The sequence below is a fragment of the Rhodopirellula baltica SH 1 genome (assembly GCF_000196115.1).
Classification (GTDB): Bacteria; Planctomycetota; Planctomycetia; order Pirellulales; family Pirellulaceae; genus Rhodopirellula; species Rhodopirellula baltica.
In genome coordinates this window covers 3023577-3037655 of sequence record NC_005027.1, presented here as the reverse complement: position 1 = coordinate 3037655, position 14079 = coordinate 3023577, and the positions used below count along the sequence as shown (strand labels likewise).

General features: G+C 55.1%; 11 protein-coding genes. 7 read left to right on the top strand and 4 right to left on the bottom strand.

The window, feature by feature from the left end:
• Nucleotides 1-12: 12 nt before the first annotated feature.
• Both RB_RS11770 and RB_RS11765 read left to right on the top strand, forming a co-directional pair.
• A complete protein-coding gene (locus tag RB_RS11770; RefSeq protein ID WP_007329973.1) occupies nt 13-720 on the top strand; it encodes a PTS sugar transporter subunit IIA in 708 nt (235 codons plus the stop codon).
• The gene (locus RB_RS11765) at nt 701-1567 is read left to right on the top strand and encodes a hypothetical protein (protein ID WP_011120618.1); all 867 of its coding nucleotides are present in this window, start codon (nt 701-703) and stop codon (nt 1565-1567) included. The genes RB_RS11770 and RB_RS11765 overlap by 20 nt, the downstream gene beginning before the upstream one ends.
• A gap of 286 nt (nt 1568-1853) precedes the next feature.
• Here RB_RS11765 and RB_RS11760 read toward each other — a convergent pair whose 3' ends face one another.
• Nucleotides 1854-3542: a heterocycloanthracin/sonorensin family bacteriocin gene (locus RB_RS11760; protein ID WP_164921901.1), complete on the bottom strand. Its 1689-nt coding sequence runs from the start codon at nt 3540-3542 to the stop codon at nt 1854-1856.
• Between the two features lie 607 nt (nt 3543-4149).
• Between RB_RS11760 and RB_RS11755 the strand changes: the two genes are divergently transcribed.
• The 3 genes from RB_RS11755 to RB_RS11740 all read left to right on the top strand — a co-directional run bounded on the left by RB_RS11755 (nt 4150) and on the right by RB_RS11740 (nt 8187).
• Nucleotides 4150-5535 (top strand): tetratricopeptide repeat protein, encoded by a 1386-nt coding sequence (locus tag RB_RS11755; RefSeq protein WP_011120614.1) that lies wholly within the window; start codon nt 4150-4152, stop codon nt 5533-5535.
• 301 nt (nt 5536-5836) lie between these two features.
• Nucleotides 5837-7357 carry a trypsin-like peptidase domain-containing protein gene (locus RB_RS11745; RefSeq protein WP_011120612.1) on the top strand — a complete coding sequence of 507 codons (1521 nt, stop codon included), beginning with the start codon at nt 5837-5839 and terminating at the stop codon, nt 7355-7357.
• 83 nt (nt 7358-7440) lie between these two features.
• Nucleotides 7441-8187, top strand: a complete 747-nt coding sequence (locus tag RB_RS11740; RefSeq protein ID WP_164922830.1) for a hypothetical protein — start codon at nt 7441-7443, stop codon at nt 8185-8187.
• Here the strand turns inward: RB_RS11740 and RB_RS11735 are convergent.
• A complete protein-coding gene (locus tag RB_RS11735; RefSeq protein WP_007329282.1) occupies nt 8184-8681 on the bottom strand; it encodes a response regulator in 498 nt (165 codons plus the stop codon). The genes RB_RS11740 and RB_RS11735 overlap by 4 nt on opposite strands.
• 1 nt (nt 8682) lies before the next feature.
• A complete protein-coding gene (locus RB_RS11730; RefSeq protein ID WP_007329284.1) occupies nt 8683-9207 on the bottom strand; it encodes a hypothetical protein in 525 nt (174 codons plus the stop codon).
• Nucleotides 9208-9609: 402 nt separating this feature from the next.
• Between RB_RS11730 and RB_RS11725 the strand changes: the two genes are divergently transcribed.
• Both RB_RS11725 and RB_RS11720 read left to right on the top strand, forming a co-directional pair.
• On the top strand, nt 9610-11367 hold the full coding sequence (locus RB_RS11725) for an alkaline phosphatase (RefSeq protein WP_164922829.1): 1758 nt from the start codon (nt 9610-9612) through the stop codon (nt 11365-11367).
• A gap of 125 nt (nt 11368-11492) precedes the next feature.
• Entirely contained in the window at nt 11493-12449 is a 957-nt protein-coding gene (locus tag RB_RS11720; protein ID WP_011120607.1) for a Gfo/Idh/MocA family protein, read from the top strand.
• A 40-nt stretch (nt 12450-12489) separates the two neighbouring features.
• Here the strand turns inward: RB_RS11720 and RB_RS11715 are convergent, their stop codons facing one another.
• Entirely contained in the window at nt 12490-13968 is a 1479-nt protein-coding gene (locus RB_RS11715) for an RtcB family protein (protein WP_231846423.1), read from the bottom strand.
• Nucleotides 13969-14079: the final 111 nt, after the last annotated feature.

The following is a 14079-nucleotide window of genomic DNA, read 5'->3' as shown; positions in this document are numbered from 1 at the left end:
CAAGCTTGAGCGATGGAAGACTTAGATATCCCGCAGTTGGCTGAATACCTGCACATCACTCCCGACCAAGTTCGAAAAATGGTTTCGCGAGGAAACTTGCCGGGCCGGCGAGTCGGAGGTGACTGGAAATTCAACGAGGCCGAGATCCATCACTGGCTCGAAGAACGAATCGGGTTGAGCGATCAAGGTGAACTCGATCAAGTTCGAGCAGTATTGCATCGTCGATCAGAGGCCCCGCCGCATACTTTGGCAGAGATCTGTCCTGTGGAGTTGGTTTCCAACCCGTTTGTTGCCAGGACTCGTGGCAGCGTGATTCGCAATATGTGCGAACTAGCCAGTCGAACGGGCATGCTTTGGGACGCACCCGCGATGGCGGAAGCGGTAGCGACTCGCGAAAAATTGCATCCAACGGCTTTGGACTGCGGTGTCGCATTGCTTCACCCGCGTCGTCCGCAAACGTCCATTTTGGCGGAATCAGTGTTGGCGATGGGAATTTGCCCAACGCCGGTTGCTTTCTCTGATACCGGGCAATTGACCGACATTTTCTTTTTGATCTGCTCTTATGACGACAGTTCGCACTTGCGTATTTTGGCGAAACTGAGCCGGATCGTCTCCGATGAAGCCTTCCTGGAAGGTGTGCGTGCAAGTGACACGCCGGCAGACGCTTGGGCGATCTTGAACGAAGCCGAGATGTCGCTGGATGAGAATCACGCTTTCTAAGTCGAACGAATCCTTCAGAGACAATGTCTCCGCTGAGGCGGTAGAGAATCAGGCAACTGAAATTCGGGCCATTGAAAATTCCGAATTCGAGCCAGACATCAGTCCGCCATGCATCGTCGCTTGGGTGGGCGACTCTTCCGATTCATTGGCATTGCACGCCAAGGCACTTTGCGAGCAGAACGCGGATGCGGTCGCGACCTATTCCAGTGTCGCGTGCATGCTTGCTTCGCCGCCGCGACTTCCGTTGTCACATGTGTTGCTGGCTCAAACCGATCGTTCGCACTTCATTGGTTCCGATCACGTCCGTGAGCTGAAGCGTGTCGCTCCGAACGCGAAAGTGTTGCGATGGTTGGGACCGTTGGTGGCTCCTTCGGTTGGATTGCCAGGGCAAGAAGGTTGGGTTGAGTCAATCGGTTGGCGAGACAGTACGCAAACGCTTCCGCTTTGGTTGGGCGGAGTGGACCGTTCGGCTGACGCGTCGAATTCGACCCAGGGTTTGATCATCGTTTCTCAATCTTGGGCAATCGCTGATGCCCTGTTCGGGACCGTCGAAGCTATCGCGGGTGAATTGAGCCGGCCAGTCCCCGTCATGACGTGGCGTCGAGATGGATTGACTCGCGCGGATCGATTCACCTCCGCACACGTGGTTTGGGACGATTCGGTGTGGCGATGTTCAGATGAGAAGCCTTGCGAGTTGGCGTCCGCTGTGGAAGGTCGCCAATACCGTCACATTTGGATGACTGGAATGGCATCGCCAACGCAAATTGAAAGCGCGTATCGATCGGGAGTGAACGCAGTTTGGAACAAACCAACTCGTCGCGAGTCGATCGAAGCCTTGTGGCGCTGAGAGAGTTTTCGCTGAGTTGTATTTTGCCACCGCCAGCGTCCATCTGAATCCTCCAGCGTCCGTCTGAAATCATCCAGCACTGCGCATAAAAAACCCGCCCGCGAAAAATCGCGGACGGGTTCGTCGCCGACCGAGTGGAGTATCTCGGTCTAGCGTTTTGGAGTCGAGTTGTCGTTGACGGATCGTTTTGAATCAGACTTTCTCATTCAACATGCTTTTGTTGCGACAAAGAACGTTCCGTCAACGCATTGCCCACTTCAATGTGGACGAAAATTCGAGCTGCTGATTAGCAACCGGTGCAAGGCGATGCACTGACCGTTGCGCCACAGCTTCCGCAGCCACTGCCGATCGACGGAGCCGATTGGTAATGGATTGGGGTGCTGCATCCGCTTGCTCCGCTACCGCCCATGATGACCGATGGTCCCACGTTGATGGCTGGTCCGGATTGATACCCGCCCATAGCAGCTGGTTCAGCACAAGGCGTGAAGGATTCTTCCACCAAGGTCGGGACCATCTTGCAGACTTGGACTTTCTTTTCCTTTGTCACGGTGACAGGAACACTGACGGTGTACTCCTCAACCACTTGCTCGGCGACTTGGTCGTAACGAGTGGTTGTGTAAGGTTCGACGGTGTATTCAGGAACGTTGTAAGTGAAGCTAACTTCCTTTGTACGTTCTTCTGTCTTGTAGGTGACGTAGGGAATCGTTTCCGTTTTGGTGACCGAGGTGTAGGTCAGTTGTTTGCGAATGCGAGTCCGAGTTTCCTCGTTGTACTGGACTTCCTTGCGAGTACGTGTGCGAGTTTCGTCCACGTACTGGACAACCTGCTTTGATCCGGTGCGGGTTTCAGGTTGGTAAACGATGGTCGTGCACTCGTAAGGGACCTGGGTCGCTTGTTGTTCGTACACGGTGTAATTAACCACTTGCGACTCGGTCGTGCTGGTTGTCACAGGCACTTCTTCGGTCACAACGTTGGGGACCCAAACGCGTTTGGTGATGGTGCTGGTTGTCGATCCGCAAGCGGTCGATGCAGGGGCTGAGTACGAGACTCCGCCACCGCAACCGGCGTAGGTTTGTCCGTACCCGGTGCCGCATCCGCCACATTTGGAAACGCAACCGCCACATGAGCGGCATCCGCAAGCACGACGTCCGCAAGATCCACCACAAGCAGAGCCGACCGACGAAGTTGATCCGCATCCGCCGACATAAGCGACTGTGCTGGCAACAGGAGCCGAGGCGACTTCAACGACTTGTTCTTCCCAGTGACCGTAATCTTTGGTGACTGTTTGCATGGTCGTCTTTGGCACAGCGACTTCGATCGTGCGACTCTTGGTGACTGGAACAGCGTTGACGACTGTTCGAGTCTTTTGAGTCGTCACGGCTTGTGGCACGTTGACGGTGTAAGTGAAAGTCTCGTCGACCAACTTTGGCACCTTGACGGTGTACGTTTCAGGAACGTCGACCAGGGTTGGGACACGAACGGTGTACTCTTCCGGAATTTCGGACCACTGAGGCACCGACTCGGTGACTTCGACTTGCTTCTCTTCCTTCACGGGAACCAAAACCGAGTAGGTGATCGTCTTCGTGTCCGTCTTCGGCACGTTGACCACTTTGGTGCGGTACTTTTCTTCGGTCACTGGAACCGTCTTGTAGACCGTCTTGGTGCGGAAGCGAGTTTCCGGTTGGCTTTCGGTCACGTTGACCATGCGGGATTCGGTCACATAGGTCGGCTTCATGACGACGCGATAACCGACGACAGGTTCGCAAATGGTTTCGCGAGCAGGAACCGACGAGGTGACAACCGAACCGCCCATCACCGATGGGCCGCTGCTGTAAACCACGCCCGTCGAATAGGTCTGGCTGGGGACGACGTAGCCTTGGCCGCAACCAATTGCGCCGCCGCAACCGCTGCTGACGACGGGTGCTGAAACGCCGCACGGATCGGAGCATCCGCCGCACGGAACGCATTGTGCCATGGCAGTAGCCACCATGGAGGCGAAGCATGCCGCGGCAATGCTCGCAAAAGTGGATCCAAACTTCACTGGTGAAATCCTCAAAGAGTCATAAACAACGATGGAAACGGATGCCAATCGAAGTCCGACGGCACACGTGAAGGGTGTGAATCATTTCAGTGCGAGCAGCGCCAAACCGGACAGTTGTCGTTCAAAAAGACATTGCTCGGAGCATTCACGCAGCACCCCAGGGGGGGCGAGGCTGCTACTCTGTCGCACCAGATTAGATCGGGTCTAGAAGGTTACAATCGTTCAGGTGATAAAAAAGTGCCTATTTGTTGCAATGGGCACAATCGTTGCAATCTGCACAAATATCCTACAGCACGTAAGTTTTTGCCGGTCAACCACCCGAGGCGTCTGAATCGCCCGAACAAAACAAACCCGCTTCGGAAATCTCGGGAAGATTCCCATTTCCCGGGCGGCGTCCCTCGTGAGGGGAGTTTCTGGTTGATAAATTTCTTCTTTGCACGCCCGATCCCCGACTGTGTCAAACAGCTCGAGGCTTCCGTTTTGAGACCGTTGGCATCGAGGCCACGTTTTCAACCGATCTCAGCACCTTCCGAAGAAATCTATGAACGCCGTGTTTGATTCTCGCCCTTGGGCCGTCCGAGTTGGAATTTCTGTCTTTGCCGCGTTTTGCTGGATCAACGCCTCGGCAACATTCGCGGCAAAGCCTGGACAACCCGTGGTCGCTCGCGTCGAAATGCAATTCGCGAAGGAAGACAAAGTCGTTGACGTCATCGCGAAAGGTGATTTGTTGACGGTGGTCGAAGATCGCGGAGAAGACTACGTGATCGTGACGCACGATGGGACTCGCGGTGCCGTCGACAAGGTGAACGCGGTCGAATTGGCGGAATCGACCGGCATCTACACCGATCTGATCGAGGAGTTCCCTGAAGAAGGCCGCTACCACACGCTTCGAGCGTCAGCCTGGTGGGCTTTGGGAGAGCAGGAAAAGGCGATGGCGGACTTCAACGAAGCCATTGAAAAGGGCTACGAAGAAGCCCACGCGTACAGCAGCCGAGGACTTTTCTATGCCGCTCGCGGCGAACACGACGCCGCAATCAAAGACTACGAGCGAGCGTTGAAGCTCGATCCCGAAGATATCACTCCGATCATCAACCGGGCAGCCGTTCGAATGGCTCAGCGTGAATTCGAAGCGGCAATCGGCGACTACACCGAGGCATTGGAAGTTCGCGAAGGCAACGCGGGGCTGCTTCGCCAGCGGGCTTTAGCGTACAAGTCCGCAGGTGAAATGGAAAAAGCGATTCAGGACTACGATGCGATCGTGGACGACAATCCCGAGGACGTCGCCGCGATCATGGGCCGCGGTTACATCCGTTTTCAGCAACACGAGTACGCGGCCGCTGCTGCCGATTTCTCCGCGGCTTTGGAGCTGAACGAGAAAGACCCGGTGGCTTGGAACAACCGGGGCTACAACCGTTATCAGCTCGGCAAAGCCAAGGAAGCATTGTCGGACTACGAAAAAGCCATAGAACTGGCGCCCGAATACGGTTTGGCCCACCAAAATCGAGCTTGGTTGTTAGCGACCACCGACGATGAATCGCTGCGGGATTCGGATGCCGCTGTGGAAGCCGCCAAGAAGGCGTGCGAACTGAATGGCTACGGAAACGTCAGTGACCTTTCAGCTCTCGCGGCTGCACTGGCCGCGCATGGTGAATTCAAGGAAGCGGTTGGCTGGCAAGAGAAAGTGGTCGAGTCGGCTCCCGAGGATGCGAAGGAATTTGCTGGCAAAATCCTGGATCGTTACCGCGCCGGGAAGCCCTATATCGCTGATCCCGCCGCGGCAGAGAAGGCTGAGCGTGCGGCGGCCGAGATCGAGGCCAAGAAGAAGGCGGAGAAAGAAAACGCAGCCGCAAAGAAGGCTGCGGCCAAACAATTGGCAGAGGAAGCCGAAAAGGACGCCAAGGCAACCGGCCTGGAAAAGGCAGAGTAGCTGCCGGACGTCGCAGACGTGACTTCTCCCGCACGACCTGCAATTTGTGAGGAAAGCACACTGCTTTAGTGCTGAAGCCGGTTTCGAAATTTGCGTGCTTGCAACTTTTTTCGATTTTCTCGTCAGAAACGCTCAAGTTTTGGCGGATGGCCGATTCAATTGGGGTTGCCGTGGTTCGGGAGGATGTCCGACCATCGCGCGACGGACACAAAGTGGTTTCTTCGTTGCCAAGGATGGTGATGGGGAGCTCAGGGACACTTTGTGCTGATTGAACTATTCCATCGTCCAAGGAGGGACGAGAGTGCAAACGACTCATCAACTGGCTGGCGTTCTCGACCGATCACGGCAAATTCGTTGGTTTGCCCGGCACCTCATGATTCAGTTCATGACGGTCTGCTTTGCCGTCTCCGCTCTCGCGTCCTCCGCTTCGGCGAACGATGCCGTGTTGCTGGAGTTCTCATCGTCTCAGTGCGGACCATGTTTGGCGATGAAGCCGATCGTGTCAGAGTTGATTGCTCGAGGCGTTCCTGTTCGCCAAGTCAACGTCGACAACGAAGCACACCTGACTCGCCGCTTTGGAATTCGCAGTACCCCGACCTATGTGGTGCTTCGCGAAGGCAAAGAAGTCACGCGATTGTTGGGAGTTCAAACGGTCAGCGAACTCACCGCCGCGTTGAACCAATCTGCCGCCGGTCCCCTGATCCCCACACGAAGTGCGTCGTCCGAGCAAGCGTGGAACGAACCACAAACCCGGTTGGCCCCTCTGACCTCCGGACAAAACGCAGTCGACCGCAGCCCACGTCGTGCCATTCGAAAAGAGCGTGCCGACCGAGATTCTGGCTTTGCCGGTGGTTGGCAATCGATGAATAACCAAGCGGCCGGATCATCCGGGCAATTGGTGAGTTCGCAAGACGCGGCGATGGAGCCGATGCCCAGCATGTCGCTGGCCGATGCAATTGAAAACGCGAAAGCAGCGACGGTGCGTTTGCGAGTGTTTGACGGTCGTGGATATGGGGCTGGTACAGGAACAATCATTGATACCAACGGTGACGAAGCCCTGGTGCTGACATGCGGTCACTTGTTCCGCGATGGCGAAGGCAAAGATCGAATCGAAGTGGACTTGTTCGTCGCTGGCGAAGTCCGAACCGTTTCGGGACAAGTCGTCGACTATGACGCGGGCGATCGAGACATCGGATTGGTTGCGATACGACCTGGTTTCGCAGTCACTCCCGTGAAGGTGATTCAAGAAGGCGAAAAGGTCAAAGTGGGTCAAACTGCGTTTAGCTTTGGATGTGACCGCGGCGACGATCCGAGTCGCCGGGACACCCGCATCACCGGTGTCGACAAATACAATCAAAACCTCGGTATGTCCAACTTGGAAATCGATGGTGCTCCGATCGATGGCCGCAGCGGCGGTGGTTTGTTCGACGACCGCGGTGTCTTGATCGGCGTCTGCAACGCAGCGGATTACAAGTCCGACTTGGGAATCTACACCGGGCCTGGATCTGTCCATTGGCAATTGGAACGCATTCAACTGGGGCGTTTGTATCAAGGAACCCCCGTCGCTCCTGTCGCCAACCAGTTGTCCACAACTCAGCCCGCATCGAACGGATTTGCCAGCGGACCAGCACTCAACGCTCCCGACCAGAACGGAGCCAATGCTGCATTGGCTGGTCCAGCCACGCCGTCGGCTGGAACCGCGACTGAAATGATCGTGATCTTGCGAAATCCTGACGGGCAACAGCGGGAACAAGTGATGACGTTGAACAGTCCCGATGCGGATCTGGTGAGGCAAATTCGCCAAGCCGCGTTGAGCCGGTAGTCATGACAGGTCGAGGCCTGCAGTACACGCTCGGCATCTTGTGGTGCCGCGTGGTTCCAGCGTGGTGCTTTCGGTACCGGTGCATGGAAATCGTGAGGCTGGGACCGTCATCGGCCGAAGGTGAATCAAACGATCGAAACGCGACCGATGCCTATCAAGCTCGCAAAGTTGTATCGGCCGAAGAGCTAGAACACGTCCAGATGGCGACGCTGTACAGCGGGGATTCGTCACCGCAATGGTCAACGCAATCCAAAGACGTAGCAGCAAACGAACCGACCGAAACCGCCTACGCCGTCTTCCGCATGCGATCGACGGAAAGAAGTTCTCAATCGGAAAATCAAAACGAGTCGGCCGCTCAGATTGTCGGTGGTGTTTGGATCGCGACCCGATCCTTCACCGAGCGAGATCTTCATTTGCAGATCGATTTGGCCGAGCACCAACGCTGGCTCTTTGCTGCCAGGATGATACCGGAGGAACGAAATCGCGGTGCCTACTCGGTATTGCTTCGGAAGTTGTTGTGGGCAGAAACTTCGTCTGATCCATCGAATGGTCGCGGAGCGGAGGCTGGTGAAGTCACGCAAGTCTGGGCGGCGATCAATCCAGCGAACCACCGAAGTGTTCGAGCCCACGCTGTTTTCAATAATTCGTCCGCCGGGCGGATTCATATGGTCCGGGTAGGGCCCCTTGCCGTTGCTTGGCGTGGTCGATCATCTGCTGACATTGCAATGACGATGCGTCCCAAGTGGACGTGGCGTGGAGGCGATTCGCCCCTACGCATGACGGTCGAGCCTATAACCAGTCAGAAAGATTCGACCGCGAATTCCGATTAGGCTCGCAGCGATCCAGATGGCGAAGGGCTGTGATTGCCTGCCGCGGCGGACACGGCAGCCTGCTGCAAGTGAATCATCAATTTCTTGTGATCACGAACGACTCGCAAAAACTCATCTTCGCTGACTGGTTTTTGAATGTAGTCGTACACTCCCAACTCATCACAACGCGTTCGATAGGATGCATCTTCGCAGGCGGTTAGGACCACGGTCGTGACGCGAGACGAATCGGGTTGCAGTTCGCTCATTTCTTCTAGGACATCGATTCCGGTGCCATCAGGCAGAATCATGTCCAGCAGCAAAAGGTCCAAACGCGGGGCTCGCGCAAAGATGCCTGTCCGTTTCATAAAGAGAATTGCTTCGTGAACGCTGCGAACCAGCGTCAGTCGGTGATGCAAGCCGCTGCGTCGAAGAGCATGAATTGTCACTCTCGCGTCGACCAAGCCATCTTCCACCAACAGAATTTCCATTGGTTTGGTGCGTGAATCACCTAGCATTCTACAACTCCCTTTCGATCAGTTCGGCTTCGAGACGTTCATGTCGGGTCATCTCACGAGAGAATTGGGCAACTTGTTCGGCGAAAGCCAGCAAAGCGGAACGATCGCATCCACGATATTGTAATTCCTCGGACTGCTCGACGAGGTCACAAAGGTCCAGATACAGCCTGCAGTGCTGTTCGAGTGCCTGACGCAGCTGTTTTTGCACGTCCTCGAAATCTGGTTGCAATGGTGCCAATTGGGGGGGCGGTCCCGAGGCATGCAGATACCCGTATGACTCTTCCAAACCAAATTGCAGTGAGATCAGATCTCGCAGCTCACCAAGTGCGCGAACGAATTGTTTGATGTGATCTCGGGTGGTCGTCTCGGCATCCCACTCGTCGCTCTCGCACATCGCCCTCAATTCGCTGGCGGCGTGCCAAAGGTTCGGGTTGCTATCTTTGATCTCCTGCAGAAAGGCTGCGTTGATCAAGATCGTTTGCGAGGCGTTTTCACCATCGCGGACCAAAGCGTCAGGTGCACCCATTGATGCGTTCCGTTGAAGATTGGGTCTTGCGCTCGTCATACAAATGCAATTCCTCCATGCTTTGATGGCCCGTTTTCTGCCAGATCATGTCTGGAGCAGTGACAGTGAGAGTACGATTGCCTGAACCGGTCGTCAAGGAATTTTGCCAGGGGGGTGGCGTAGAATGTCACCTCATTGCTGGCTGTCGAGGATCAGAGTTCCTCTAATCGTCGCCGTTTAACTCACGTGCGGCGCCAACTCAGGTAGACGCCGGCATCGGTTACAGCACTTCGGTTGAATTTTGAGGACACTTCTGAGTCGGTTCTTACTACGATCTTCATCATTGCCCCGTTTGACGAGTGGTATTTTGAAGACATGATGTCACTCAATGCTTTTGTCCCGCCTCCACTAAACCGTAAATCAATGATCTCGTTGCGATTGCAGTTCGCTGCTTGTTTGCTCGTTTCTTTTTCCGCTGTGCCCGCTACCGGTGAGGAAACCGTTGGGAAGCTTCTCGAGAAAGCCAAGAGTTTGGTCGACATCGACGATGCGAGAGCACCAGGTACGACCGAGTCCGGTGAACTGGTGATTGATCCGATGCGTGAGATGCAATCCAACGCGATCAAAGAACAATCCGCCCCGTGGGGGCATTGGGGCAGCAACCCAAAGAAGTACAGCACATGGACCAATCACAGCAATCGACTGGTACCGCTGTACACGTTTGGCTACACGCTGAACGACTTGCGTGAAAAAGGCAGCCTGTATGGCGATCCGGAACGACTGAAGGAACACTTCGGACGCGTGGATGAAAAGTCATTCAATCCAAACGCGAATTATCACGATCAAATTGACGTTTATGACTTGCAGATGGCTGCGGTGAAGGCGGGCAAGCGACACGTCATCTTGATGGTTTATGACGGGATGGATTGGCCGACCACTCGTGCGGCGGCGCTGTATCACAACCAAAGCAATCGCTATGACAGTGGTCGTGGAACGGGGCTGCTTTTCCAAGACTATCGGGGAACCAAAACGGACTTCACATTCTTGGTCACGACACCGTTTTCGTCCGGCGCAAAACTTGACGTGAACTCTCAAACTGTCACAGCACCCAGCAAAGAGTCCACGGGCGGATACTCACCTGATCATGGTGGACGAGCACCTTGGCATGAACAGTCACGCCGTGATTATGTGATCGGGCAAGACCGATTGGTCCCGCACACGGTTGCTGATTCCGCTGCGACGGCAACCAGCCTGATGTCGGGAGTCAAGACTTACAACGGTTCGATCAATGTGATGCCCGATGGATCGCATGCGATTCCCATCGCGCGGACCTTGCAAAAGGATGGTTTCAAAGTTGGAACCGTGACCAGTGTCCCTGTCAGCCACGCAACACCCGCGGCGTCCTATGCAAACAATGTCGTGCGTCAGGACTACCAAGACATCACTCGCGATTTGGTTGGGTTGCCGTCGTCTTCACACCGCCAAGATCCACTGCCCGGATTGGACCTTTTGATCGGAGGCGGTTGGGGAGAAGGCACCGGTGCGGACAAATCACAAGGCGAGAACTTCATGGAAGGCAACAAGTATTTCCATGAATCGGATCGCGACGCTCTGAAGGAAAAGTACGAAGCAGGCGAGCCGAACTCATACCTCGTCGTGGAACGAACCAAAGAACGACCCGGTGCGGAAGTGTTGAAGGAGGCAACTAAAAAAGCCATTCAAGAAAACGCACGGTTGGTAGGTTTCTTCGGTACCAAGGGCGGCCACATGCCTTTTCAAACCGCCGATGGAAACTTCAACCCGACCTTTGATGTCAAAGGCACGGAACGCTACACCCACGCCGATGTCATTGAGAATCCAACGATCTCCGACATGACTCAGTCCGCTTTGGAATTTTTGTCTGCACCGCAGAAGGGTTCCGACCAACGATCTGATTTTTGGTTGCTAGTAGAAGCTGGCGATGTTGATTGGGCCAACCATGCCAACAATTTGGACAGCAGCATTGGTGCTGTCTTCAGTGGCGACAAAGCGTTTGCGACCATCGTCAATTGGGTCGACGAGAATGCGGCATGGGATGATACCGCCGTCTTCGTCACCAGTGACCATGGTCACTTCTTAGTGATCGAAAACGTTGACGCGATCGGGAAGGCTGCTCAAAAAGCCGCCGCCGCGAATCGCTGATTCAAACTGTCGACCCGGGACAGCATTGGTCCTGGGATGCTGTGGATCTTCCATTACGCATCCCGATTGCAAGTAACGCGTTGGCGTCATGACACTCGTTGATTTTAGGAATGGAGCGGATCTGAATGACTGTTCGTTGGGGGCTGATTGGCACAGGCGACATCGCTCATAAACGAGTCGCTGGCGCGATCCAAGACGATCCGCGTTCGGAGTTGGTCGCAGTTTGCCGTCGCAGTGAACGGGAGTTGAACCTTTTCGCTGATCAGAACGGCGTTCCGCATCGATTCACCGATGCGGAACAGTTGATCGCGCTATCGGAAGTGGACGCGGTTTACATTGCCACTCCGGTTGGTTGCCACTGCTCGCAAACGATCGCGGCGGCCAACGCGGGAAAGCATGTCATGGTCGAGAAACCGATGGCGATCGATCCGGAGCAATGTCAACAAATGATTGAGGCATGTCAGAACTCCGGCGTGACTCTCGGAGTCGCATACTACCGGCGGTTTTATCCGGCCGTCGAACGCATCAAGAATCTGATCGACTCCGGTTCGCTGGGGCGTCTCTTGTCGATCGCTTGTGTGACAGGTAACCCGAATCGGTTTCCTGCCGATGATTGGCGAGTGGTGCTTGCTCAAGGAGGTGGCGGACCTTTGATGGACATCGGCAGTCACCGCTTGGATTTGTTTCTGCATTTGTTTGGCGAAGTCCAATCCGTTCAAGCAAGTCGGATCGATTCACCTGATTTCGAAGCGGAGCAGGTGGCGACATTGTTGATGCAGTTCAAGGGTGGCGTTCACGGCGTGTTGCAATGCTATTTCGGTACCGTCAATACTCCGGATCGGTTGGAAGTCATCGGCACTGATGGAAGGGTGACCATCGAAGATCTTAACGGTGACGAGGTGTTGTTGTTCACGGGTGAGGGGGTGTCGCGAGAATCTCATCCGCCGGCGGAGAATTTTCACTCGCCGTTGATCGCCGACTTCACACTGGCGTTGCAGGAAAAACGTCCGCCGATGATCAGTGGCCATCAAGGCAAGCAAACCAACGACATCATCAAACTGGCCTACGCAAACGCTCTTTGAAACTTGATGAACGATTCAGGAGAACGTGCCGTGTCTCGATTCAATCGTCGGCGGGGGCACCGTCTTTCAAGACGAACTTGGCTTTCAACCGTGCCACCTCATCGGCCAACCCAGCTTTGGTAACGCTTTTCAGGACTTCGGCGAAGTCCTGGTATGCATCCGGAGCCTCGTCCCGCGGGTAAACGCGGCAGTTGCTGATGACGTCGTGATCAAGCAAGTTTTGATCGATGACTGTTTGGTTCAAATTCTTCTTGGCTTTGGTTCGGCTGAGTTGTCGTCCCGCACCATGGTTCACGCTGAAAGCCGAAACGGACGCTCCCCGTTGAGCGACCATGATGCTTGATCCATCCCGTGGATTGCCTGGTAACAGGATCGGGTGGCCAGTCGATTCGAACTCGGTGCCCGCCAGTTGTTCGTGTCCTTTGGGTAACGCTCGCGTGGCACCCTTTCGATGAACCCATTGCAGGCGTCCATCCACGGGTTCTTGGCGAGCAATGTTGTGGCTGATGAAGTAGATCAACTCACCCCGGATACCGGGAAACACTTCGCGGAATGACTCGAGAACCAACTGATTGATCAGCAAGTGATTGACCGTCGCGAAATTGGCTCCCATCGCCATGTCGCAGAGATAACGCTGACCTTCGGGCGAGTCCGCTTCGGCATAGCAAAGTTGTGGGTCACCAGCGGGGAACGCCAAACCACTGGACTGGAAGTGAGTTTTCATCGCACGGAATTGACTCATCGCCCAATCGTGGCCAAATCCACGCGAGCCACAGTGCGACAAAAACGCCACGCAACCATCACGCAGTCCCCATTGTTCGCCAAGCGAACGGAAGTACTGTTTGTTTGATAGCGACACGATTTCGGCTTCGCCAAAATGATTGCCGCCACCGTAGCTTCCCAGTTGGCGAAACTTGCTTTCCAGGCGGTCACGTTTGTCTCGTTCGCGTCCCATCCATTCCAACCGTGCCGCCAACGTATCCACCGAACCGTCCGGAGCGGTATGCGATGCGTCTTCGCAGCGGCTCGCCCAAGACTTGGGGATGCCTAGTTTTTTCAGAACGGATTTCGAAGCTCCCTCCGTTGCAACTTGAAATCCGAGAGGCCCGTCCACGCTTCGGCTTTTGGGCACATGTCGTTGCCCGCGTCCGGCACCGGTAGGCACGCGTTTCGCGATCGCTTGGATCACGCGACGACGCATCTTCCAATCGGTAATTTCGCTTTCCGGCAAATCGGTTTGCAACAAACTCATGCTGCATTTGATATCGACGCCAACGGGGCCCGGATAAACATGCGTCGGCGAAACCATCACGCAACCGACCGGTGCACCATACCCAACGTGCGCGTCTGGATTCAGCACGACTTGCGATACGCCAGGTGCCAAACGACTGTTGATCGCTTGTTGAAACGTTTGGCTACCAAACGATTGTCGGATCGGATCGGTGCCGATCACGGTAATGGGTGAGCATCCATCGCCGACGGGCAAAGTCGCCGTCGCGGGGCCAGTGATTTCCAACATCTCGTGCATCGTATCCATTGCACTTGTCCGCCTGAGTTCTTTCTGTGATTGATTGAACAACAAGAGAACACAAGATGTCAGAGGTTCGCTTTGAATCAGCAAATCCAATGC